This window comes from Pseudarthrobacter phenanthrenivorans, from assembly GCF_000813845.1.
GTDB lineage: Bacteria > Actinomycetota > Actinomycetes > Actinomycetales > Micrococcaceae > Arthrobacter > Arthrobacter phenanthrenivorans_B.
The window spans coordinates 83,301-106,098 of record NZ_JWTB01000031.1 but is presented as its reverse complement, the minus strand read 5'-3'; the positions used below and the strand labels follow the sequence as shown (position 1 = coordinate 106,098).

The window sequence follows — 22,798 nt, the reverse complement described above, 5'->3', positions numbered from 1 at the left end:
CTCGCCGGGGGCGGCGCCGCGCGCCGGGGTGGGCGCGGCCGGGTCGAAGAAGTGCGCCACCAACCCCGCGGCCCCGGCCGGTGTGAGGCCCTCGGTCTCGTCCGCCACAATGCGGGCGTGCTGCCAGGACAACTCACCGGCAGCCAGGGCGTCCAGGACCGGCGGCAGGGAGCAGACCCGGCGGGACTGCTCCACCAAACCGCCTGCGGCCGGGGAACTGATGGTCAGGACCCCGGCGATCTCCTCCACGGCCGACATCGCCGCAAAGGTCCGCTCATGCCCTGGGACGTCCGGGGCCAGCATCGCCTGCTGAAACTCAACAGCGTCGGCAACATCGCGCGCCTTCACCGCGGCGAGCCGGCCCTCCAGCCGCTTCACCACCTCCAGCCGTTCCAGCCGGAGCTCATACCGCCGCTGCAACACATCCACATCACTGCCAACATGGGCGCCGGAAGCCAAAGCAGCATCCTCCCGGTCCAGCGCGCGAAGGGCGGCGACAGAGGCAGAAATACCCTCCGTCACAACCCGAACACCGCTGCCGATTCCCATAACCACATCATCCAACGAGGCACTGACATTCAAAGCCGAGGATGCACCCGCAGGGAAGACGCCACGGTTAAACAGTGAGGGAAAACAAAGGAGGCAAGGTAAAAAACCTTGCCTCCTCTGTTCACTCGTGTGCCTAGCGGGAACCGTAGTTCGGCGCCTCGACGGTCATCTGGATATCGTGCGGGTGCGATTCCTTCAGGCCGGCGGAGGTGATCCGGACGAACTTGCCACGGGCCTTCAGCTCGGGAATGGTCGGCGCGCCGGTGTAGAACATGGTCTGGCGCAAGCCGCCCACCAGCTGGTACGCCACGGAGGACAGCGGGCCGCGGTAGGCCACCCGGCCTTCGATGCCTTCAGGGATCAGCTTGTCGTCACCCGATACGTCGGCCTGGAAGTAGCGGTCCTTGGAGTAGGAAGTGTTCTTGCCGCGCGACTGCATGGCGCCCAGCGAGCCCATGCCGCGGTAGGACTTGAACTGCTTGCCGTTGACGAAGATCAGTTCGCCCGGGGACTCGTCGCAGCCGGCGAGCAGGGAGCCGAGCATGACGGTGTCGGCTCCGGCCACCAGGGCCTTGCCGATGTCGCCGGAGTACTGCAGGCCGCCGTCGGCGATCAGCGGCACACCGGCCGGGATCGCCGCCTTGGCGGACTCGTAGATGGCGGTGATCTGCGGAACACCAACACCGGCAACCACGCGGGTGGTGCAGATGGAGCCGGGGCCGACGCCCACCTTGATGCCGTCGGCGCCGGCGTCGATCAGTGCCTGGGCCCCCTCACGGGTGGCAGCCTGGCCGCCGATAATGTCAACGTGCGCGGCAACCGGATCCGACTTCAGCCGGCGGATCATGTCCAGCACACCCTGGGAGTGGCCGTTGGCGGTGTCCACGAAGAGGGCGTCGACGCCGGCGTCCACCAGTGCCATGGCGCGTTCCCAGCCGTCACCGAAGAAGCCGATGGCGGCACCGACGCGGAGGCGGCCCTCGTCGTCCTTGGTGGCCAGCGGGTACTGCTCCGCCTTGGTGAAGTCCTTGGTGGTGATCAGGCCCTTGAGCCGGCCCTGCTCGTCCACGAGCGGAAGCTTTTCGATCTTGTTGGTGGCCAGCTTGTGCGAGGCTTCCTCGCGGCTGATGCCTACATGCCCGGTGACGAGGGGCATCTTGGTCATGACGTCGCTGACCAGCCGCAGCGGGAAGTCGGACTCCGGCACGAAGCGGGTGTCGCGGTTGGTGACGATGCCCAGGAGGCGATTGTCCTCATCCACCACGGGCAGGCCGGACACGCGGTAATGCGCGCAGAGGTCATCCAGTTCGCGCAGCGTGGCTTCGGGACGGATGGTCAGCGGGTTGGTGATCATCCCGGACTCGCTGCGCTTGACCCGGTCCACCTGGTCAGCCTGGTCGGCGATGGAGAGGTTGCGGTGCACCACGCCCAGGCCGCCCTGGCGTGCCATGGCGATGGCCATGCGGGATTCGGTCACGGTGTCCATGGCGGCGGAGAGCAGCGGGGTCTGCACGGTGATCCGCTTGGAGATCCGCGAAGAGGTGTCGGCCTCAGAGGGGATGACGTCGGTGTGGCCCGGCAGGAGCAGGACGTCGTCGTAGGTCAGGCCGATAAAGCCAAAGGGGTTGTGTTCGGGCTCGGTCATGAGTGCGCCTCTTACCTTGGTTGCTGGGTCACGGGTAGGGGTTGCAGCCGATGACCAGCCCGTTATTACGGAACTGGCCTGTGCAGATGATCCTGCGGGAACACCGTGCAGCACGGCGCTCCGGGGGCAGAAAGTGTTGAGTAAATATTAGAACCTCGGCGCCGATCCCCCTATTCCACGCCGCCAATGTGAGCAACCGCACTAGCTCCAGCCGGTTGCCGCCAGCAGCCTTTGTTCGAACATGGGGATCATCGTCTCCACATAGGTCCTGCTGAGGTGGTTGTCGTCCTTGTAGACATACACGTTGCCCACCACCGCCGGGCAGACACCGCGGGCACAGATGAAGTCGCTCATGTCCATCAGGTGCAGGCCCGGCAACCTGCCCCGGTAATTCTCCAGCGGCGACGGTTCCACCAGGGACTCGGCCAGCGGCGGATTGCAGGCCGGCGCCTGCGGGCCGTTCCGCTGGGCGCATTGGGGCATGTTGAAGGTGAACCGGGGGTTGTCCCGGATGCCCACGATCTCGATGCCGGCGTCCGCAAACGGTTTGACGCCGTCCAGGTATCCCGGTACCTCCGTTTCGAAGGGCGCTTCCTCGTGGGTCAGCGAGGCCACCGTGAACACGGCATCGGGCCGGTGTTCCAGGACGTAGGCGGAACTTGCCCGGTTGTAGGCGTTGCATTCGGCGTTCCTGGTGTCCGATTGAGCGCCGAAGCGGCAGGCGGGCATGAGCAGGGTGACCAGTTCCCACCCGCGGGCGGCTGCAACCGGCGCCAGGGCCGCCAGGTATTGCTGGGCGTGCGAGTCGCCCAGCACCACGATCCGCCGCGTGGCCGGTTCCTCCGGAAGCGCCTGCCGGCAGCCTTCCAGGATTGGATCGCCCGTGGCATTGGCGCCCGTGCAGGGAGTGTCGATGCCGGCCCAGTCGTTGTCCAGGGCGGTGGGCCCGGGGATGGTGCGGGCCGCAGGGGCGGGATTGTTCCCGTTCTCCGGGGTGAGTGCCAGCGCTCCCGGCGTGAGCTCGCGGGGCTGCGCCGCCGTCGCGCTTTCCTCCGCCGTGAGCGAGGTCTGCCAGACAGCGACGGGTCCTGCCAGGACGGCCCCGCAGGCAACAATGACGACGGCGGTGCGCCAGGCGCGGAGCTTGGGCCAATGCCACTCCCGCAGCGGCTTTTCGACAAAGCGCGTGGTCAGGATGGCCAGCACGACGGAGGCCCCAACGATGCCGAGCCCCTGTTTGATGTTGGGCGCCTCGACGCCGGTGGCGGCGAGCGCCAGGACCAGGACGGGCCAGTGCCAGAGGTACAGGGCGTAGGAGTTATCCCCCAGGGCGACGGCGGGCCGGCTGCTGAGGAGGCGGTCCACGCCGAACCGGCTGCCGCTCTGTCCCGCGAGGATGATGGCGGCCGCGGAGAGCGTCGGCCAGAGGGCCACATACCCCGGGAAGGAGCGGTCCACGGCGAGCAGAAGGCCGCAGGACACCATGCCCGCCAGCCCGGCCCAGCCCAGCAGCACGCGCAGCAGGCGGCCGGGCTTGAGGTATGGCAGCCCCAGTGCCAGCAGGGACCCGAGGGCAAATTCCCAGAGCCGTGCCCGGGTATCGAAGTAGGCGTACGCCTGGTTGGTGGCCGTCTGGTCGACGGAATAGGCCAGCGACACCGCAAACACTGCACCGAACACCACGGCCAGCAGGCCCGGATATGTCAGCCGCTCCAGGCCGCGGATCCTGCGGAGCGTGGACAGCAGGGCAGCCGAGGCGGCGAAGATCAGTGGCCAGAGGATGAAGACCTGGCCCTGGATGGACAGCGACCAGAAGTGCTGCAGCGGGCTGGCTCCGGCGTGGTCCTGCGCGTAATAGTCCACGGAGAGGTCGGCCAGGAGCCAGTTCTGGTTGTAGAAAAGGGAGGCCCATGCCTGGTTGAGCACCTGCGGCCAGCGGCCCTGCGGAAGGATGAGCCAGGTGCCGGCCAGTACTCCCAGGATCACCACGACAGCGGCAGGCAGCAGCCGCTTGAACAGGTGCAGCCAGTGCGCCAGGAGCCGGAAAGGCTGCCCCGACTCCGCTTTGCGGACGAACGACAACGTGAGCAGGAACGCCGAGATCAGCAGGAAGATGTCCACGCCGCCGGACACGCGGCCGAGCCAGACGTGGTAGGCAACGACCATGAGTACCGCAAGGGCGCGGAGCCCCTGGACTTCCGGACGGAAGGTGGGCTTTCGTGGCCGGCCGGCGCTGCTTCCGCCGGTGGCCGGTGCCTCCTTGGTTTCCAAAGTCGGCACGCAAACCCCTTTTCACCCGTGGCCGGTCAAAGGGTTAAGCGTACGCACCGGCCTCGAACGGGGCCAATCAAGAGAGCTGGGCCACGTCGCGTCCGGCTGTTGAGTCGGCGGAGAAGGCGCGGCCTGTGGCCTGGCACGGACTATGCTGGGCCCAACCATGGAAGGGAGTGGGCGTGGTTGTCCAGCTGCGGATTTGTGTGCCCGGTGAGCTGTCCGCCGTGACCCTGAAGACCTGCCGCGAACAGCGGGGAACGGCAGAAGTCGCCGTGGTCCCGCGCGCCTCCGTGGTGCCCGAGGGCGACGTCATTGAAGTCCTGGTTGCCCGGGAGTCGGTCGAGGAACTGCTCGAAAAGCTGGAGATCCTGAAGATCCGGGACGTGGGCTCCATTTCCATGTCCACACCGGAATTCGTCCTGTCCCGGAACGCGGACCAGGCGGAGCGCGCCGCCCCGGGTGAGGGCGCGGACGCCGTGATCTGGGAGGATGTCACGCGGCAAACGGGCGAGGACTCCCGGCTGACCTGGAACTTCCTTGCTTTCCTGGTGCTGGCCACCCAGCTCGCCGGAATCGGCATCGTGACGGACTCCCCCATTGCCATTGTGGGCGCCATGGCAGTGGGGCCTGAGTTCGGACCACTGGCCGCGCTCGCCGTCTCGATCGCCACCCGTAAGTGGAGGCTTGGCCGCCGGGCTGCGGTGGCCCTGGCTGTGGGCTTCCCGGTTGCGATGCTGCTGGCGGCTCTGACGGCGTGGCTGTCGATCCCGCTGGGCCTCTTCCCCCGCGATGCCCTGGACAAGGGTTCCGCAGTCGAGTTCATCTACCATCCGGGCCCGTATTCGTTGATCGTTGCCATTCTGGCCGGAATCGCCGGGATGCTTTCCATCATCGGCCGGCGCTCCGCGGCACTGATCGGCGTGTTCATCTCCGTGACCACCGTCCCGGCTGCCGGCTACGTGGCGGTGGCTTTGGTGCTGGGCGAATACCAAAAGGCCACGGGCTCTGCGCTCCAGCTGCTGCTCAACCTCGTCGGCATCGTGGTGGCCGCCGTCGCCGTCCTGCTCTTCTACCGCATGGTCGCCAGGCGCCTGCCGGATGGCGAAGCCCGGATCCTGAGACGCCAGCGCAGCGGAAGCCGCAACTGACGGAACACCGGGTCCCTACCGCTATGGGCGCAGCAGGGAGCGGAGGGTCTGGATGGTGTCCGCGTCGGCGGGTGCCTTGTCCTCCCGGTAGCGTTTGACGCGGGCGAACCTGAGGGCGATGCCGCCCGGGTAGCGCGGCGACTGCTGCACGCCGTCGATCGCTATTTCGACGACGGTGACCGGCTCCACCCAGACCGTGCCGGCCGTGCGCCGCACCTCAAGTTCCTGGAATCTCTCCGTCTGCCAGCGGAGCAGTTCGTCCGTGAGCCCCTTGAAGGTCTTGCCCACCATCACGTAGCCGCCCGCTTCGCCGAACTCGCCGGCAGGGTCCAGTGCGCCCAGGTGCAGGTTCGACAGCAGGCCGGTGCGGCGCCCCGATCCCCACTCGCAGGCGAGCACCACGAGGTCATAGGTGTGCACCGGCTTCACCTTGACCCAGTTGGAACCGCGACGGCCTGCGGCATAGGCCGACCCGATGGCCTTCACCACCACTCCCTCGTGCCCGGCGGCCAGCGCCTCCCGGGATATCCGCTCAGCCACGGCAGGGTCCGCAGTCACCTGCCCCGGGATCCGGTGCCCCGGCGCCACCTGCTCCAGCACCTCGAGGCGCGTGGACAACGGTTCATCGAGCAGGTCCCGCCCGTCAATGTGGAGCACATCGAAGAACCATGGATGAAGCAGGGTTTCCCGCACGGCGTCGGCACCGAACCGGGACATGGTTTCCTGGAACGGCCGCGGACCGCCCTCCTCATCCAGGGCGAGGGTTTCACCGTCCAGGATCACGTCCCGCAGCGGCAGCCCCCGGACCACCTCCACCACCTCGGGGAGCCGGTGGGTGACGTCGGCAAGGTTGCGGGTGTAGATGCTGACCTCGTCCGCGGCGCGGTGGACCTGGATCCGGGCGCCGTCCAGCTTGTATTCCACCGACGCTTCCCCTGTGGCTTCCAGGGCTGCTCCTACGCTGGCCGCCGTCGCGGCGAGCATAGGCTGCACGGGCCTTCCCACCCTCAAGCCGACCGCGTCAAGCTCGGTTTTGGTTCCCGTCAGGGCCAGCAGCGCGGTTCCGCCGAGGTCGCCGGAGAGCATCGCCGCACGCCGGACTGCTTCCACCGGTTGCTCCGAGGCGCGGGCGATGGCATCTGTCAGCACTCCTTCAAGGGCGCCTGTACGCAGTTCACCGAGCAGGACGCCGGCGATGAACGACTGCTCCGATGCGGTGGCGGCTGCCATCAGGTTGCCGAGCGTGGCCGCCCGCTCCGCCCCGGACCCTGTGCCTGCGGTGGCCAGCAGCCGGTCCAGCGCGGCATCAAGGTCGGCGACGGTAAGCCGCGCCTTCGTGGCCGGTGACGGCTTGGCCGCCGCAATGGCGGCCCATCCGACGCCCACCCGCCCCTGCCGTGGCCTGGCACTGAGCAGGCCAACCGCCGTCGGGATCTCCTCCGGTTCAAGCCGGCCCAGCAGGCCCGCCAGGGCAGCCACCTTCGCCAGCCGGGAGCGGGTCGAGGCGACGGCTTCCGAGGTTTCCACGAGCTCAAGGAGCAGCATGGCACCATCCTGCCACGGACACTGGACAGCACCCCGGCGCGGGTCCAAGATGGGCGCGTGGGCATCATCATGGCAAACCTGTTCATCACCCTCGACGGCGTGTACCAGGCGCCCGGCGGCCGGGAGGAGGACACCGAGGGTGCCTTCAACTTCGGCGGCTGGCAGGCGCCCGTGTCCGACGACAAGTCCGGCGCGGCAATAGCGGAAGGCATCGGCCGCATGGACGCCCTCCTTCTCGGCCGGAAGACCTATGACATCTTCGCCGGGTACTGGCCGCACCAGAGCGGTGACATCGCGGACACGCTGAACCGGGTCCCCAAGTTCGTGGTCTCCGGTTCCCTGGCCGATCCGGCCTGGGCGGGAACCACCGTGCTGCCGGATGCTGCGGCGGCAGGCAGGATCCGGGATGAGTACCAGCAGGTGCACATGTTCGGCAGCGGCGTCCTGATCCGTTCGCTGCTGGAAGCGGAGGTGCTTGACCGGCTGCACCTCTGGCTGTATCCGGTCGCGCTGGGGCAGGGCAAGCGGCTGTTCGATACCGGCACCCTGCCGGCCACCTTCCGTTTGGCGGAACCGGCGCGCAGCTTCCCCAAGGGTGCGGTGTCTCTGGTGTATGAGCCAGCCGGTGGCGTGGAGACGCAGGAGATGGCGGCAAGCTAGTCCCCTTAACCCCGCTACGTTCGGCGAGGGAACCCGGACGGCATGGGCCCGTTCAGGCATGCAAAAAACCGGCCCAGCGGATGCTGGACCGGTTTCCTGGCCTCAAAAGGGCCTACGCCGGCGAGGGCCCCACGTCGGGCGAAGCGAGACTTGGGAGCCGGCGGGGACCGCTAGTGGCTGTGGCCTGCGTGCTCGTCCTCTTCGGCCGGCTTCTCCACGACCAGGGTCTCGGTGGTGAGAACCAGGGCGGCGATGGAGGCCGCGTTGCGGAGGGCTGCACGGGTGACCTTGACGGGGTCGATGACGCCCGCACCAATCAGGTCCTCGTACTCGCCGGACTTGGCGTTGAAGCCGTTGTTGACCTCAAGGTCGGCCACCTTGGAGGTCACCACGTAGCCGTCGAAGCCTGCGTTCTGGGCGATCCAGCGCAGCGGCTGGACCAGCGCGCGGCGGACGATGCCCACTGCAGCGGCGGCGTCGCCTTCGAGGGCCTTGACCGAAGCGTCCTCATCCAGCGCCTTGAGGGCGTGGATCAGAGCGGAGCCGCCGCCGGCCACGATGCCTTCTTCGAGGGCAGCGCGGGTGGAGGAAACGGCGTCCTCGATACGGTGCTTCTTTTCCTTCAGCTCAACTTCGGTGGCTGCGCCGACCTTGATGACGCCAATGCCGCCGGCCAGCTTGGCCAGGCGCTCCTGGAGCTTCTCGCGGTCCCAGTCGGAGTCGGTGCGGGCGAGCTCAGCACGGAGCTGGGCAACGCGTGCCGCTACGTCCTCGGCCGTTCCGGCGCCGTCCACGATGGTGGTGTTGTCCTTGGTGACGGTGATGCGGCGGGCAGTACCCAGCACCTCCAGGCCAACGGAGTCCAGGCTCAGGCCCAGTTCCGGGGAGACAACCTGCGCGCCCGTGAGGGTGGCGATGTCCTGCAGCATGGCCTTGCGGCGGTCACCGAAGCCCGGAGCCTTGACGGCAACGACGTTCAGGGTGCCGCGGATCCGGTTGACGATCAGCGTGGACAGGGCCTCGCCCTCAACGTCCTCGGCGATGATGAACAGCGGCTTGGAAGCCTGCAGCGCCTTTTCGAGCAGCGGCAGGAACTCCTGGATGGAGGAGATCTTGCCCTGGTTGATCAGGATGAGGGCGTCCTCGAGGACTGCTTCCTGGCGCTCCGCGTCGGTGACGAAGTACGGGGAGAGGTAGCCCTTGTCGAACTGCATGCCCTCGGTGAGGACCAGTTCGGTCTGGGTGGTGGAGGACTCTTCGATGGTGATGACGCCATCCTTGCCCACCTTGCCAAAGGCCTCGGCGAGCAGCTCGCCGATTTCGTCGCTCTGCGCCGAAATGGCGGCAACGTTGGCCACCTGGCCGCCTTCGACCGGACGGGCGTTCTCCAGCAGGCGCGCTGCCACGGCCTCAACCGCGACCTCGATGCCGCGCTTGATCTGGCCCGGAGCGGCGCCGGCTGCCACGTTGCGCAGGCCTTCCTTGACCAGTGCCTGGGCCAGGACCGTTGCGGTGGTGGTGCCGTCACCGGCAACATCGTTGGTCTTGGTGGCTACTTCCTTGGCCAGCTGTGCGCCAAGGTTCTCGTAGGGGTCGTCCAGCTCGACTTCGCGGGCGATGGTGACGCCGTCGTTCGTGATGGTGGGGGCACCCCACTTCTTGTCCAGGACGACGTTGCGGCCGCGGGGGCCAAGCGTCACCTTGACGGTGTTCGCGAGCTTATCGATGCCGGCCTCGAGGGACCGGCGGGCAGCGTCGTTAAACGCAAGCTGCTTTGCCATGGTTTTGTCCTTTCAAAGACAGAACCCCGCACTGCCGGCCAGCAAGAGCGTGGCCGGCGGCACGGGGATCCGAAAGAGTTACTTAACGACGACAGCCAGGACGTCGCGGGCGGACAGCACGAGGTACTCGGTGCCGCCGGTCTTGACTTCGGTTCCGCCGTACTTGGAGTAGATGACGACGTCGCCAACTGCTACGTCAACGGGAACGCGGTTGCCGTCCTCGAAGCGGCCGGGGCCTACTGCAACAACTTCGCCTTCCTGCGGCTTCTCCTGTGCGGAGTCCGGGATGACCAGGCCGGAAGCCGTGGTCTGCTCGGCTTCGAGCGGGCGGACAACAATACGATCCTCAAGAGGCTTAATAGAGACCGACACTCGGACCTCTCCTTTTCGTCAGCAAATTCGTGGACTGGAAAGCTTTCCGCCGTAGCTGGCAAACCGTCGTCGCGGTGCCGGCAGCAGCCTGGCTGGCAGCTCTTCATGTGTTAGCACCCTCCTAGGGAGAGTGCTAATGAAGACTCTATGTAAGGGTTAGCACTCGGTCAAGGTGAGTGCCAACGTTTCGTCATGGGCGTACTGCTTTTCGCGGTTTCCGACGCCGTCCTTCCGGCATCACGGCGGACTCGCTACTGGCCCAGGTCCTCGAAGTGCACGTCCTCGCCGTCGGTGTCGCCGCCACCCTGCTGACGTTCGCGGTACAGCACCCAGCCGGCCGCCGCTGCCGCGAGCACCGCCGTGACCAGGAAGAAGATGCTCCCGGTCCGCGCGCCGTCGTACAGTCCGCGGATATCCCGCGATTCCTGGGTGTCGTCATGGATGTCGTGGCCGCCAACGGAGTAGACCGTGGCGTTGAAGGTGTCCAGCAGGAAGATGATGACCAGGAGGGCGATGCAGACCACGGCCACTATCGAGGCGGCGATCAGGACAGGGCGGGCGAACCTGGCAATGCCGCGGGACCCTGGCTCGTGGCTGCCGGTGGACCCGGGGGCTGCGCTCTCATCCATGGTTCAACAGTATCCGCATCCCCGTACGCGCTCCTCCACTAGGCTGGAACCCATGGCTCATGCTCCCCAAGACCAGATGGCACAGGACCACATTGCACCGCTGCTGACCCCTGAAGGCTGGGAGTTGCTGGCATCCCTGGGCCCCTACCGGGATGAGGACTCGTTCGAGCTCAACGCCGCGCTCCGGAAGGCAGGGCATCCGGCGGAACTGGTCACCGCCGTCCTGACCCAGTCCCGGCTCCGGACCAAAGCGCAGGCAAAGTTCGGCGAATTCGCCGGCCAGATGCTCTTCACGCAGGCCGGACTGGAGCAGGCTACGCGCCTGAACGTGGCCGCACACCACGCGCAGCGGTTCGCCGCCGCCGGGATCCGCAAGGTGGCCGACCTGGGCTGTGGGCTGGGTGCCGATTCCCTGGCCCTGGCGTCGCTGGACATCGACGTGACCGCGGTGGAAATGGATGAAACCACCGCGGCGTGCGCCACGGTGAACCTGATCCCGTTTCCCAACGCCACCGTGGTCCACGCCGACGCCGTGTCCGTCCCGTTGGAAGGGGTGGACGGCGTGTGGCTGGATCCGGCCCGCCGGACCACCTCCACTTCCGGCACCAAGCGGATCTGGGATCCTGAGGCATTTTCCCCGCCGTTGTCCTTCGTGGAGTCGCTGGCGGCGGACGGCAAGGCGGTGGGCGTGAAGATGGGTCCCGGCATGCCGCACGAGTCCGTGCCCGCCGGCTGCGAGGCGCAGTGGGTGTCCGTGTCCGGGGACGTCACCGAGGTGACCCTCTGGTTCAACGCGGTCCGCAGGCCCGGCGTCCGCCGTGCCGCCCTGGTCCTGGGTGCGCAGGGCCCCGCCGAACTGGGCAGCGCAGATGACTTCGGCGCCGGCCCCGCCGCCCCCGTGGGACCGGTGGACGGTTACCTTTATGAGCCCGACGGCGCCGTGATCCGCGCCGGCCTGGTGGCGGACGTGGCCCTGCAGCTGGGCGGCCACCTGGTGGACGAGCACATTGCCTATATCTGCGCCCCGGAACTGGTCCAGACCCCGTTCGCCAGGGCCTACAGGGTCCTGCAGGTGATGCCCTACAACGTGAAGGCGCTCAAGGCTTGGGTGAAGCAGGAGGGCATCACGGTGCTGGACATCAAGAAGCGCGGCACCGCCGTGACGCCGGAAGAGCTGCGGAAGCAGCTGCTCCCCGGCGCCAGGAATTCCGGCAAGAAGGGCACCGGAAAGACAGCCACCCTGGTCCTGACCCGCATCGGGGAGGACCGGGTGGCCATCGTGGTGGAACCCGTCCCGGCCGCGGCGGCGTAAGCCGGGCCGGCGCGGAAACCCAGCCGCTACTGGGCGCGCATGAACTCCTCGGCGGCGCGCACCTGCTCCGGCGTGGGCCGTACTCCGGTGTAGAGGACGAACTGCTCCAGGGCCTGGATGGTGGCCACCTCGGCGCCGGTGATCACGGGCTTACCCGCCGCGCGGGCGGCACGGATCAGCGGGGTTTCGGCGGGCAGCGCCACCACGTCGAACACCAGGCGGGCAGCGTCGATGGCCTCAGCCGGGAAGGACAGCGTTTCCGCGTCGGCGCCTCCGGCCATGCCCAGCGGCGTGACGTTGATGATCAGGTCCGCCGTGCCGCCGTCGAGTGCTGCCCGCCATTGGAACCCGTACTGGTCGGCGAGCGCGCGCCCGGCAGCCTCGTTCCGGGCGATGACGGTGACGTCCGTGAAGCCTGCGTCCCGGAGGGCAGCGACCGTGGCCTTGGCCATGCCGCCGGCCCCCTGGACCAGCACCGAATAGCCGGCGGGGACGTTGTTGGATGCCAGCAGTTGCTCGATGGCGGTGTAGTCGGTGTTGTAGGCCTTGAGGTGGCCGTCGGTGTTCACGATGGTGTTCACCGAGTCGATGGCCTTGGCGGAGGGGTCCATCTCGTCCACCAGCGCGATGACATCCTCCTTGTACGGCATGGAGATGGCGCAGCCGCGGATGCCCAGGCCCCGCACGCCGGCGATGGCCTGTTCGAGGTTGGTGGGCGCAAACGCCTTGTAGATCCAGTTCAGGTCCAGTTGCCCGTAGAGGTGGTTGTGGAACCTGGTCCCGTTGTTGCTGGGCCGGGCCGAGAGCGAGATGCAGAGGGTCATGTCTTTATTCAGAATGGGCACCTGACCATTAAAGCGGTCCCGCCCAGCCGGTAGCGCCATGTGCCGCTGAGACGCCTCCAAACAGCAGTTCGGGGTACTTGGCTGGGTCAGGGGCAGCCGGTTCCTGCGGGAAAGGGCCCGACGGCGGCGGGCAGCTTCCCGGGGGCGGCAGCCTTTCCGGCAAGGACGGCGGCGAGCGCGTCGAAGGCGGTGTCCGTGCGCCCGTACAGCGCCAGCTTGACCGGTGCGCTGGACCCCTGGAGCGGCCACGGAGCGTCGAGGGAAACGGCGATGTCCCCGCCGGCCGGTTTGCCGCCAAAACCGATGAGGTTCACCAGCGGCCCTGATCCCACACCGAGTCCGGCACGGGCGGCCGCGGCTTCGAAGCGCTCCCGGTCGCCCGGTCCCCCGCCGGCCACCCGCACCGAGCCCGGCACCAGCGGTCCGCCGCAGGGGCCGGCCAGGACCGTGACGGCTGACGCCGAGACCTGGGCGGACAGGGCTGCCCCGCTTCCGGCGGGCGCACCTGCGCCGGGTGTCCCCGCCGGTGGCGTGCTGCGGGCACGCCAGATCATCATGGTGGCCACCCGCTGCGCGGCCTCATCCAGGCGGGCAGCGGGAAGGGTCCCGGCCGCCAGCGCCTGGAGGATGGCGGCGTGCGCCTGTTCGACGTCGGCGGGCATCAGCAGCAGGTCCGCGCCGGCGGCCAGCGCTTTCACGGCGGCCGCGCCTGCCGGGTACTGGTTGTCCACGGCGCCCATGTTCAGAGCGTCCGTCACCGCCACGCCTTTGAATCCCAGGCTGCGCAGTGCGGCATAGCTTGGCGCCGAGAGCGACGCCGGGACGCCGGGTTCCAGCGCGGGCACGGCGATGTGCCCGGTCATGACGATGGGCAGCCCGGCGTCCACCGCGGCCTGGAAGGGCTTCCAGTCCCTGCCCCGCAATTGGTCGATGCCGGCTGGCTGGACGGGCAGGCTGAGGTGGGAGTCCGTGGTGACGGAGCCGTGGCCGGGGAAATGCTTCACGGTGGGAAGGACCCCAGCGTCCAGCATGCCCTGGGAGAAGGCCACCCCGTGGGCTGCGGCCGCCGCAGGATCCGCGGACATGGAGCGGGCACCGATGGTGGGGTCTCCGGGGCCGATCGTGACATCCGTATCCGGAGCGAAGTCGAGGTCGAAACCCAGGGGCACCAGCTCGGCAGCCAGGCCCTTGCCGGCCTCGCGCGTGAGCGCCGGGTTGTTGGCGGCGCCGTAGCTCATCGGGGTGGGCCACTCGGTGAGCGGGGCGCCGAGGCGTGCCACGGCCCCGCCTTCCTGGTCCACACCGATGATCCCCGGCCAGCTCCGGCCGTCGGCGGACGTGGCCTGCTGCAGCCGCTGGTTCACAGCGGCCATGGCCGCCACATCCACCCCGCCCTGCGGGCCGCGCGGAACGTTGTCGCCCATAATGATGCTGCCGGCCAGGTGCAGCCGCTGGATGAGAGCGGCATGGGCCTCCACCTGGCTGCCCTTGTAGAACGGAAGCAGGACCTGCCCGGCCTTCTCCTCAGGGGTCATGGCCTTGACCGCGGCGGCTGCGGCCTCCTGGTCCCGCTGCTCCGGTCCCCACCCAAGGGGCCGGGAACCCGCGTCAGGTGAGGGTGACGCCGCAGGAGGTGCCGGCGTCGTACTTTCCGGCGCGGAAGGGGAGGCGGTGCTGGCCGTCGTGGCGGCCGACGGCGGTGCGGACGTTGGGGAGGCCGTGCAGGAAGCCAGGGCAAGGGCCGACAGGGCCAGGAGGAGGGGGAAGGATTTGGCAGAACTGGTTTTGGCGGCGCTGTGACGCAGCAGGAACGGGGCCATCAATACGATGCTACCCCTGCACTAGACTTGAACCACCCGTTCGCCAGCCGGCGCAGCCTGTGAGCGGCATCAGCCAGCGGCAAACCGGACAGTAAGGAAGCGTGTGAAGATCGACTTCGCCCCATCGAGGCAGTCAACCCTCGGTGTTGAGTGGGAACTGGCACTGGTGGACGGAAAAACTGGCGAGCTCGCCTCCGTCGCCAACCAGGTCCTCCGCGGCGTGGCCTCCCGCCACCCGGAACTCAATGAGGACGACGAGCACCCGCACATCAAGCAGGAACTGTTGCTGAACACGGTGGAACTGGTCACCGGCATCTGCGAAACAGCCGCCGAAGCCAAGGAGGACCTCAGCCGCTCCGTGGCCGCGGTCCGCGAGATCACCGATCCCATGGGCGTGGAACTGTTCTGCGCCGGCAGCCACCCGTTCAGCCCGCCGCAGCTGCAGCCGGTGACGGACAAGGCCCGGTACGCGAAGCTCATCGACCGGACCCAGTGGTGGGGCCGGCAGATGGTCATTTACGGCGTCCATGTGCACGTCGGCCTGGACCGCCGCGACAAGGCCCTCCCGGTGCTGGACGGCCTGGTCAACTACTTCCCGCACTTCCAGGCGCTCTCCGCGTCAAGCCCGTTCTGGGGCGGCGAGGACACCGGCTACGCCTCGCAGCGGGCGCTGATGTTCCAGCAGCTCCCCACCGCCGGCCTGCCTTTCCAGTTCACGTCCTGGGCGGAGTACGAGTCCTACGTGCAGGACATGTTCACCACCGGGGTCATCGACACCATCTCGGAGATCCGGTGGGACATCCGGCCCGTGCCGGCCCTTGGCACCATTGAGATGCGGATCTGCGACGGTCTGGCCACGCTGGAGGAAGTGGGGGCGATCGCGGCCCTCACCCAGTGCCTGGTGGACGAGTTCTCCACCACCCTGGACAACGGCGGCACCATTCCCACCATGCCGCCATGGCACGTGCAGGAGAACAAGTGGCGCGCCGCCCGTTACGGCATGGACGCCATCATCATCCTGGACGCCGCGGGCCGGGAGCAGCTGGTCACGGACCACCTGCTGGAGACGCTGAACCGGCTGGAGCCGGTGGCGGCCAAGCTGCGCTGCGCTGACGAACTTGCCGACGTCGAGAAGATCATCCGCCGCGGCGCCGGATACCAGCGCCAGCGCCGTGTGGCCGCGGAGAACGGCGGGAACCTGCAGGCCGTGGTGCTGGACCTGGTCAAGCAGATGCGCAACGGCCCCACCGCCTGAGCGGTCCGCCCCGAAATTCGACGCAAAAACGGGGCACTTGGACGCGGACACGCCGGCCGCCGTCGTAAGGGACGACGGCGGCCCGCCAAAGTGCCCCGCGGCGGCCGGCCGGGGCCGCTGGTTTCAGGCCGGGATCGACACCGAGGTGACGGGCATGGACGAGTCCGGGGCGAAGCCGATCCCGCTGGGTTCCACGCCGGCCATCACCAGCTGGGCTCCGAGCGCGGCCACCATGGCGCCGTTGTCCGTGCACAGGTCCAGTGGCGGCACGTGCAGCCGGATGCCGGCGGACGCGCAGCGCTGCCCGGTCAGTTCCCGGAGCCTCGAGTTGGCCGCCACTCCCCCGCCCAGCAGGACGTCCTTGATGCCGTGTTCGCGGCAGGCCAGGACTGCCTTGGACGACACCACATCCACCACGGCCTCCTGGAAGGCCGCAGCGATGTCGGCCACGGGGATCTCCCCGCCGCGGGCCTCGAACTGCTCCACGCAGCGGGCCACCGCGGTCTTGAGCCCGCTGAAGGACCAGTCGTAGCGGTGCGGTCCGGGGGCATCCGCGGTGCCCATGTACTTGGGCTGCGTGAGGCCACGGGGAAAGCGGATTGCCTTGGGGTTGCCGCTGCGGGCCATCTTGTCGATGGCGGGGCCTCCGGGGTACCCCAGCCCCAGGATGCGGGCCACCTTGTCATAGGCTTCGCCGGCGGCGTCGTCGATGGTGGAGCCCAGCAGCTGAACGTCACTGGTGATGCTGTTGATCCGCAGGATTTCGGTGTGGCCGCCGGAGACCAGCAGGGCGCCGAGGTTTTCCGGCAGCTCCTGCTTCCGGCCGCTGGCCCGGTCATCCAGGAGCCCGACGCCCACGTGCGCCACCAGGTGGTTGATCGCGTAGAGCGGCTTGCCGGTGGCAACGGCGAGCGCCTTGGCAGCGCAGACACCCACCATGAGTGCGCCGGCCAGTCCGGGGCCGGAGGTGACGGCAATGGCGTCCACGTCGTCAAGGGTCACGCCGGCGTCGGCGAGTGCTTGCTCGAGGGTGGGGACGAAGGCGTCCAGGTGCGCCCTGGAGGCGATCTCCGGGATCACGCCGCCGAAGCGGACGTGCTCGTCCATGGAGGAGGACACCGTGTTGGTCAGGAGCGTGGTGCCGCGGACCACGCCCACGCCGGTTTCGTCGCAGGAGGATTCGATGCCCAGGACCAGGGGCTCTGTCCGGTTCATGGCTGGCCTGCTTCCGTTGCTTGGTCACCGTCGATGTCGGCAGCCGGTTCCACTCCCGCGAGCTGGAGCCGCATGATGAGGGCGTCCACGCCGTCGCGGTAGTAGCGGGGGCGGATGTGGATCTGCTCGAAGCCAAAGCGCCGGTAGAGCTGCTGTGCGCGCGGGTTGTCGGCCCGGACCTCGAGCAGGACATCCGCGGCGCCCCGGTGCCTGGCCTCGTCGATGAGCTGCGTGAGCAGCGTGGTGCCGATGCCCCGCCCTTCATAATCGGGGACGACGGCGATGGTCTGGACGTCCGCGATGGGCTCGATGCACATCAGGCCGGCATAGCCCACGATGCCGTCGCCGGCTTCCGCCACCAGGTAGCGGCGGGTGTCCGGCTGGGACAGCTCGTCCAGGAACATCTGCACAGGCCACGCATCAATGGGGAAGAGCTGGTGTTCCAGCAGGCCGACGGCGGGCACGTCGTCCAGCGTCATGTCGCGGATGGTGATTCCCGCCATCCGCGGATCCTCGGTGGCGCTCATAGGGCCCGCTTCCGTGGTCCGGGCACCTGGGCGTCCGATTCGCGCAGGTACAGGGGGGTGGAATCCAGCAGGGTGCCGCCGGAGGCCAGCCGGGCCAGGGCAAACTGGCCCAGGTACAGCGCGTCCGGCTGCTCCATGGCGAACTCCGGATGGGCCTTCAGCACGTCGGCGTACAGGCCGGCGCCTGCCCCGAAGGCCGGAAGGTCAGGCAGGTCGGCCGCGAAGCCAACGTGCGGGCCGTCCTCGAGCACGGGCAGCTGGCCGCCGCCCAGGCTGTAGCGGGCCCAGTAGACCTCCTTGCGGCGGGCATCGGTCACCACCAGGAACTCGGGCTCGGCGGCGGTGGATTCCGCCACCTCCAACGCCACGGCGTCCAGGCTCATCAGCCCGTGCAGGGGCTTGCCCCAGACGAAGGCCAGGGTACGGGCGGTGGCAATGCCGGAGCGGAGCCCGGTGAAGGGGCCGGGCCCAACCCCTACCACCAGGGCGTCCACATCCTGTCCGCGGACGCCTGCCGAGGCGAGCATGCAGTGGATTCCCGGGGCCAGGACCTCGGCGTGGCTGCGGGTGTCCTCGGTGGCGAAGCCGGCCACCACGCTTTCCGGGGCATCATCCGAGACCAGCGCTGCGCTGGCCACGGCAGAGGTGTCGATGGCGAGGATCAGCACGGGGCTTCCCCGTCCCTGCTGCCCAGTTCGGGAGCGGATGTCCACCGCGGCCCGTACCCGCGCATCACGATGGTGCGGGGCTCGTCGGTGTCTTCGGCGTCGAAGTCGAGGTCTCCCGGCAAGGCCTCCGGGGATCCGGCACCACGCGTGCCGGCATCCAGCCCGATGGCACGGTGCAGGTCGATTTCCAGCCGGCTCTCACTCAGGTGTTCCACCCGGTCGTGGCCCCATTCCACGACGGTCACGGATGAGTCCATGGTGTTTTCGAGGTCGATGTCGTCCACCTCCGCGGCCGAGCCCAGCCGGTACGCGTCAACATGCACCAGGTCCGGGCCGCCGGGGCGCGGGCCGTCCGGCAGGTTGGGGTGGATCCGCACCAGGACGAACGTGGGCGAGATGATGCCGTCGCGCACGCCTAGCCCCTCCCCCAGGCCCTGGGTGAAGGTCGTCTTCCCGGCACCCAGCTCGCCGGACAGCACCAGCAGGTCCCCGGCCCGAAGTACCTCCGCCAGGCGCCTGCCGAACGCGTGGGTCTGGTCCGCCGTCGTCGCCGTGAACGTCTTTTCCCAGTTGGCGGCCAACTGCTCCGGCGCGCTCATGCGGCCCCCGCCCTGCCCGGTGCGCCCACCAGGCCCTGGCCGTTGCCTGCCGGTGCGTCCTCGTTTATGAAGCGGCGCGGCACGCGGGGGCTGATCCGGGTGACGATCTCGTAGTTGATGGTCCCGGCGGCGCGTGCCCAGTCGTCAGCCGTGGGACCGCCGTCGGCACCGTTGCCGAACAGTTCGGCTTCCGCCCCGTGCAGGTCGGCGGCGGAAGCCTCCGGGCCAAGGTCGATGACCATCTGGTCCATGGCGATGCGCCCCACCACGGGGTAGGTCCTGCCGGCCACCCGGACGGGTCCGCCGGTGCCGATGCGGGGGACGCCGTCGGCATAGCCCATCGGAATCAACGCCAGGGTGCTCGCTTCCCTGGTGCGGTAGTGCAGTCCGTAGGACACGCCCTGCCCCTCGGGAACCTGCTTGCACTGCGAGACCAGGGTGCGCAGGGTCATGGCGGGGCGGAGCCCGAGTTCCGCGGAGGTCTGGCCGTCGAACGGCGAGAGCCCGTAGATGCCCAGGCCCACCCGGACCAGGTCGAAGTGGGTGTCTGGCCGCGACAGCGTGGCCGGGGTGTTGGCAAGGTGCCGGACCTCGGGGTCCACGCCCGCGTCCTCGGCGATGGCCAGGGCTTCACGGAACGCCGCCACCTGCTGGTCCGTCTCCGGCCGCTCCGGTTCATCGGCCACTGCCAGGTGGGAAAAGATGCCCACCACGCGCAGCAGGCCCTGGTCCTGGTACTCCACGGCTTCGCCTACCAGGCGGTCCCAGGTTTCGGGCGTCGCACCGTTGCGGCCCAGCCCGGTGTCCACCTTCAGATGCACCCGCGCCGGGCGCTCCTGCTCCCGGGCTGCGGCCACGATGCGTTCCAGTTCCCAGCCGGAGCAGCCAATGTCGACGCCGGCGGCCACGGCGGCGCCGAAGTTGCTGTCCGTGGTGTGCAGCCAGGCAAGGAGGGGCGCGTCGATGCCGGCGGCGCGCAACGCGAGGGCCTCGGAGATGTGCGCGACCCCCAGCCAGGAGGCGCCGGCCTGCAGGGCCGCGCGGGCCACCGGAACGGCGCCGTGCCCGTACGCGTCGGCTTTCACGACGGCCATGACTTTCGCGGGGGAAGCAGCGGCGGCGAGCCTGCGGACGTTGTGCCGGATGGCGTCCAGATCGATCACGGCGGACCGCTCATGGCGGGGGTCCGGCCCGGAGGCAGCGCTGAATTCACCTGTTTTTGCGGGGTAGGTCACCTAAGTGATTCTAGTGCGGGCACTTGGCGCCGAATAATCGGCGCCTCCACGGCTCCTCAGGCGTCCGAGAGGTGGGCGATGGTGGCGGCCGCCCTGCGCTGGGCTCCCGGCGGCACGTCCTCGATGATGTCTGCCAGGAAACGGAAGCGGCGCAGCCACTGGCTCATCTGCCGTTCGGGGCGGGCGTTGGCGCGTTTCCACCAGTCCGCGATGTCCCCCCAACCGGGCGCAGCCAGCGACCCTCCCACTTCCTGCACGGCAAGCGACGCGCACAGGTTGGCAAACCGCAGCCTGTCCCCCAGCGGCCAGCCTGCCAGGGTCCCGACAATGAACGCCGCGTCGAAGCAGTCGCCGGCACCGGTGGGGTCATGGGCCTTGACTGGAAGAGACGGTACCCACTCCTCCTCGCCGGTTTCCGAGTCCACCGCCATGGCACCCTGCGCGCCCAGCGTCACCACCGCCACGGGAACCCGGTCGGCCAGCGCGTACAGCGCGCTCCACGGATTGTCCTTGCCGGTAAAGGCCATGGCCTCCCGCTGGTTGGGCAGGAAGGCGTAGAAGTACTGCAGGTTGTCGAGCCTGACCGGCGCCCATTCCCCGCTCGGGTCCCATCCGATGTCGCCGAAGAGCTTTACTCCCGAGTCGCGGGCCGCCTTGGCCCAGGGCTCCATCTCCACGCCCACCTCCGCGATGCCGGCGAGCGCCTTGGGCGGTTCGCCAATGAGTTCGGAACTTGTCACCGGCGCGGAGTGCCCGTGGGTGACCATGGAGCGGTCCTGGTCAACGCAGAGCGAGACGGTCACCGGCGAGTGCCACCCGGGCACGCGGCGGGAAAGGCTGAGGTCAACATGTTCCTGGCCGGAGAGGATCTTCCAGTTGAAGTCCCCGTAGCCGTCGTCACCAAAGGCAGCCGCCAGCCCGGTGCGCAGCCCCAGCCTGGCAGCGGCGATGGCCTGGTTGGCCACCCCGCCGGGGCAGCTGCCCATCCCGTCGCTCCAGATTTCGGTTCCGGGTTCCGGCCCGTGGGGCAGGCCGGTGAAGATGATGTCCTGGAACACTGTCCCGGCCAGCAGCAGGTCGAATCCCGGCTCGCGGGCGGACCGGACGGCCGCCAGCGGATCGAAGGGGCGGGCTGGGGTGGCGTCCATAGTGCGCAGGATACGCCGTGGGGCTGGGCAGCGGTAGGGCCTTCGGGACGGCTTATGGGCAGTGTCGGGGGCGGGTCCTAGACTGCATTCATGCGGCTGTTGATTGCCGGCGGCGGGGGTTTTCGGGTGCCGCTGATATACCGGGCCCTGCTGTCCGGAACCTTTTCCGGGCTGGTCACCCGGCTGGTGTTGTACGACGTCGATCCCGCACGCCTCGCTGCGGTCGCCGCCGTGCTGAAGAGTATGCCCGGGGGCCAGGACGGGCGGGTGGCTGTTGAGTGCACCACCGATCCTGCTGCTGCCCTGGACGGCGCCGGCATGGTGTTTGCCGCCATCCGCCCCGGCGGGACGGCCGGCCGGGTGGCCGATGAGAAGGTGGCGCAGGATCTTGGGCTGCTGGGCCAGGAGACCACAGGCGCCGGTGGTATCTCCTACGCGCTCCGTACCATTCCGCGCATGCTGGACCTGGCCCGGCTGATGCGGGACCGGTGCCCGGACGCGTGGCTGATCAACTTCACCAACCCCGCAGGGATGGTGACCGAGGCCCTGCTCCCTGTCCTGGGGCACCGGGTGATCGGGATCTGCGACTCGGCCGGAGGTCTGGTTCACCGGGCGGCGCACGCTGCCGGCGTCCCCTTGGCGGAGGGACGGCTCGACGGCGTGGGCTACTACGGACTGAACCATTTGGGCTGGTTGTACCGGCTGGAGTCCGGCGGCCGCGACGTGTTGCCGGACCTGCTCGCGGATCCGGCGGCGCTGCAGCGGTTCGAGGAAGGCCGGTTGTTCCCGCAGCCGTTCCTGGCGGAGCTGGGCATGCTGCCCAACGAGTACCTGTATTACTACTACCGGAGCGAGGAAGCCCGGGCGGCGATGCAGGGCATGGCAGAGACCCGCGGCGAGACCATCGACGGCCAGCAGCGGGCGCTGTATCCGCGGCTGGCCGTCGCAGGGGACGACGCCTACCGGTTGTGGGAGGAGGCACGGCGGTCCCGCGAGGAGGGATACCTGGCCGAGGCCCGGCAGGATGGCGGGCACCGGGATGAGGAGGACCTGGCCGGTGGCGGCTACGAGCGGGTGGCGCTGGCGGCCATGCGGGCCTTGGCCGGCCGCGGAGACACGCAACTGATCCTCAACACCCGCAATACCCTGCCACCGGGCAGCGCGCCGGACCGGCAGGCACCCCTGCCCGCCATGGCAGACCCAAGCGCCGTCCGGCCGGCCATTCCCGGCCTTCCCGCGGACGCCGTCGTCGAAGTCCCCTGCGCGGTGACACGCAACGGCGCCGTACCGCTGCCCCAACAGGCACCGGCGGGCGCGCAGCTGGAACTGCTGCAGCGGGTCAAGGACGTGGAACGGCTCACCGTCCTGGCCGCGGCGACCGGCAACCGTGCAGCCGCCATCGAAGCCTTCGCCCGGCATCCGCTCGTGGACTCCCCGGAGCGTGCCGGGCGGCTTCTGGCCGGTTATGAGCACGCATTCCCGGATGTGGGGAAGATGTGGGAGGGCGGCGGGCGTTAAGGGAAGGAGTAATGTTTTATCGAATGCGCTTTGAACCGGCTCCCCTTGCACGC

At 68.8% G+C, this 22,798-nt stretch carries 19 protein-coding genes and 1 pseudogene; 5 read left to right on the top strand and 15 right to left on the bottom strand.

Features of this window, described 5'->3' with window-relative positions; genetic code table 11:
- The 3 genes and pseudogenes from RM50_RS16060 to RM50_RS16050 form a co-directional block, all read right to left on the bottom strand.
- Positions 1-549: pseudogene (locus RM50_RS16060) on the bottom strand (HNH endonuclease signature motif containing protein); the annotation flags it as partial.
- Positions 550-682: 133 nt separating this feature from the next.
- Complete coding sequence (guaB, locus tag RM50_RS16055) at positions 683-2,194, bottom strand: IMP dehydrogenase (RefSeq protein ID WP_043454750.1); 1,512 nt, start codon at positions 2,192-2,194, stop codon at positions 683-685.
- Between the two features lie 201 nt (positions 2,195-2,395).
- Positions 2,396-4,465 (bottom strand): acyltransferase family protein, encoded by a 2,070-nt coding sequence (locus RM50_RS16050; protein WP_052260283.1) that lies wholly within the window; start codon positions 4,463-4,465, stop codon positions 2,396-2,398.
- A gap of 182 nt (positions 4,466-4,647) precedes the next feature.
- Between RM50_RS16050 and RM50_RS16045 the strand changes: the two genes are divergently transcribed.
- Entirely contained in the window at positions 4,648-5,616 is a 969-nt protein-coding gene (locus RM50_RS16045; protein ID WP_043454754.1) for a DUF389 domain-containing protein, read from the top strand.
- Between the two features lie 21 nt (positions 5,617-5,637).
- Here the strand turns inward: RM50_RS16045 and RM50_RS16040 are convergent, their stop codons facing one another.
- Positions 5,638-7,161: an ATP-dependent DNA ligase gene (locus tag RM50_RS16040; RefSeq protein WP_043454749.1), complete on the bottom strand. Its 1,524-nt coding sequence runs from the start codon at positions 7,159-7,161 to the stop codon at positions 5,638-5,640.
- 57 nt (positions 7,162-7,218) lie between these two features.
- Between RM50_RS16040 and RM50_RS16035 the strand changes: the two genes are divergently transcribed.
- Positions 7,219-7,821, top strand: coding sequence for a dihydrofolate reductase family protein (locus RM50_RS16035; protein WP_043454748.1), 603 nt, complete (start codon positions 7,219-7,221; stop codon positions 7,819-7,821).
- Between the two features lie 170 nt (positions 7,822-7,991).
- Here the strand turns inward: RM50_RS16035 and groL are convergent, their stop codons facing one another.
- From groL to RM50_RS16020, 3 genes are all read right to left on the bottom strand, one after another.
- Positions 7,992-9,602 carry a chaperonin GroEL gene (gene groL, locus RM50_RS16030; protein ID WP_043454747.1) on the bottom strand — a complete coding sequence of 537 codons (1,611 nt, stop codon included), beginning with the start codon at positions 9,600-9,602 and terminating at the stop codon, positions 7,992-7,994.
- 78 nt (positions 9,603-9,680) lie between these two features.
- Positions 9,681-9,974 (bottom strand): co-chaperone GroES, encoded by a 294-nt coding sequence (groES, locus tag RM50_RS16025; protein WP_043454746.1) that lies wholly within the window; start codon positions 9,972-9,974, stop codon positions 9,681-9,683.
- Positions 9,975-10,225: 251 nt separating this feature from the next.
- Positions 10,226-10,603: a hypothetical protein gene (locus tag RM50_RS16020; protein ID WP_043454745.1), complete on the bottom strand. Its 378-nt coding sequence runs from the start codon at positions 10,601-10,603 to the stop codon at positions 10,226-10,228.
- Between the two features lie 52 nt (positions 10,604-10,655).
- Here RM50_RS16020 and RM50_RS16015 point away from each other — a divergent pair, with 52 nt between their 5' ends.
- A complete protein-coding gene (locus RM50_RS16015) occupies positions 10,656-11,915 on the top strand; it encodes a class I SAM-dependent methyltransferase (RefSeq protein ID WP_043454744.1) in 1,260 nt (419 codons plus the stop codon).
- Between the two features lie 26 nt (positions 11,916-11,941).
- Here the strand turns inward: RM50_RS16015 and RM50_RS16010 are convergent, their stop codons facing one another.
- On the bottom strand, positions 11,942-12,760 hold the full coding sequence (locus tag RM50_RS16010; protein ID WP_276202739.1) for a shikimate 5-dehydrogenase: 819 nt from the start codon (positions 12,758-12,760) through the stop codon (positions 11,942-11,944).
- A gap of 86 nt (positions 12,761-12,846) precedes the next feature.
- On the bottom strand, positions 12,847-14,295 hold the full coding sequence (locus tag RM50_RS16005; RefSeq protein WP_043454741.1) for a glycoside hydrolase family 3 N-terminal domain-containing protein: 1,449 nt from the start codon (positions 14,293-14,295) through the stop codon (positions 12,847-12,849).
- Between the two features lie 388 nt (positions 14,296-14,683).
- Here RM50_RS16005 and RM50_RS15995 point away from each other — a divergent pair, with 388 nt between their 5' ends.
- On the top strand, positions 14,684-15,835 hold the full coding sequence (locus RM50_RS15995; RefSeq protein ID WP_043454738.1) for a glutamate--cysteine ligase: 1,152 nt from the start codon (positions 14,684-14,686) through the stop codon (positions 15,833-15,835).
- A gap of 123 nt (positions 15,836-15,958) precedes the next feature.
- Here the strand turns inward: RM50_RS15995 and tsaD are convergent, their stop codons facing one another.
- Genes tsaD through RM50_RS15965 form a run of 6 tightly spaced genes read right to left on the bottom strand, consistent with a single transcriptional unit; the run spans position 15,959 to position 21,227 of the window.
- Positions 15,959-17,050 (bottom strand): tRNA (adenosine(37)-N6)-threonylcarbamoyltransferase complex transferase subunit TsaD, encoded by a 1,092-nt coding sequence (tsaD, locus tag RM50_RS15990; RefSeq protein WP_043454737.1) that lies wholly within the window; start codon positions 17,048-17,050, stop codon positions 15,959-15,961.
- Complete coding sequence (gene rimI / locus RM50_RS15985) at positions 17,047-17,577, bottom strand: ribosomal protein S18-alanine N-acetyltransferase (protein ID WP_043454736.1); 531 nt, start codon at positions 17,575-17,577, stop codon at positions 17,047-17,049. Before rimI ends, tsaD begins: the two co-directional genes overlap by 4 nt.
- Complete coding sequence (tsaB, locus tag RM50_RS15980; RefSeq protein ID WP_043454734.1) at positions 17,574-18,245, bottom strand: tRNA (adenosine(37)-N6)-threonylcarbamoyltransferase complex dimerization subunit type 1 TsaB; 672 nt, start codon at positions 18,243-18,245, stop codon at positions 17,574-17,576. The genes rimI and tsaB overlap by 4 nt, the downstream gene beginning before the upstream one ends.
- Entirely contained in the window at positions 18,239-18,844 is a 606-nt protein-coding gene (gene tsaE, locus RM50_RS15975) for a tRNA (adenosine(37)-N6)-threonylcarbamoyltransferase complex ATPase subunit type 1 TsaE (protein ID WP_043454733.1), read from the bottom strand. Before tsaE ends, tsaB begins: the two co-directional genes overlap by 7 nt.
- Complete coding sequence (alr, locus tag RM50_RS15970; RefSeq protein WP_043454732.1) at positions 18,841-20,079, bottom strand: alanine racemase; 1,239 nt, start codon at positions 20,077-20,079, stop codon at positions 18,841-18,843. Before alr ends, tsaE begins: the two co-directional genes overlap by 4 nt.
- 56 nt (positions 20,080-20,135) lie before the next feature.
- Positions 20,136-21,227, bottom strand: a complete 1,092-nt coding sequence (locus RM50_RS15965) for a carbohydrate kinase family protein (RefSeq protein WP_043454731.1) — start codon at positions 21,225-21,227, stop codon at positions 20,136-20,138.
- A 90-nt stretch (positions 21,228-21,317) separates the two neighbouring features.
- On the opposite strand from RM50_RS15965, the gene RM50_RS15960 reads away from it, so the two are divergent.
- The gene (locus tag RM50_RS15960; protein ID WP_043454730.1) at positions 21,318-22,745 is read left to right on the top strand and encodes a glycoside hydrolase; all 1,428 of its coding nucleotides are present in this window, start codon (positions 21,318-21,320) and stop codon (positions 22,743-22,745) included.
- Positions 22,746-22,798: the final 53 nt, after the last annotated feature.

What these genes read in the sequence shown, in the direction of transcription:
- guaB (WP_043454750.1), bottom strand. Translation starts at nt 2,194, where the DNA reads ATGACCGAGCCCGAACACAACCCCTTTGGCTTTATCGGCCTGACCTAC.
- RM50_RS16040 (WP_043454749.1), bottom strand. Translation starts at nt 7,161, where the DNA reads ATGCTGCTCCTTGAGCTCGTGGAAACCTCGGAAGCCGTCGCCTCGACC.
- groL (WP_043454747.1), bottom strand. Translation starts at nt 9,602, where the DNA reads ATGGCAAAGCAGCTTGCGTTTAACGACGCTGCCCGCCGGTCCCTCGAG.
- RM50_RS16020 (WP_043454745.1), bottom strand. Translation starts at nt 10,603, where the DNA reads ATGGATGAGAGCGCAGCCCCCGGGTCCACCGGCAGCCACGAGCCAGGG.
- RM50_RS16015 (WP_043454744.1), top strand. Translation starts at nt 10,656, where the DNA reads ATGGCTCATGCTCCCCAAGACCAGATGGCACAGGACCACATTGCACCG.
- RM50_RS16005 (WP_043454741.1), bottom strand. Translation starts at nt 14,295, where the DNA reads ATGACCCCTGAGGAGAAGGCCGGGCAGGTCCTGCTTCCGTTCTACAAG.
- tsaD (WP_043454737.1), bottom strand. Translation starts at nt 17,050, where the DNA reads ATGAACCGGACAGAGCCCCTGGTCCTGGGCATCGAATCCTCCTGCGAC.
- rimI (WP_043454736.1), bottom strand. Translation starts at nt 17,577, where the DNA reads ATGAGCGCCACCGAGGATCCGCGGATGGCGGGAATCACCATCCGCGAC.
- tsaE (WP_043454733.1), bottom strand. Translation starts at nt 18,844, where the DNA reads ATGAGCGCGCCGGAGCAGTTGGCCGCCAACTGGGAAAAGACGTTCACG.
- RM50_RS15965 (WP_043454731.1), bottom strand. Translation starts at nt 21,227, where the DNA reads ATGGACGCCACCCCAGCCCGCCCCTTCGATCCGCTGGCGGCCGTCCGG.
- RM50_RS15960 (WP_043454730.1), top strand. Translation starts at nt 21,318, where the DNA reads ATGCGGCTGTTGATTGCCGGCGGCGGGGGTTTTCGGGTGCCGCTGATA.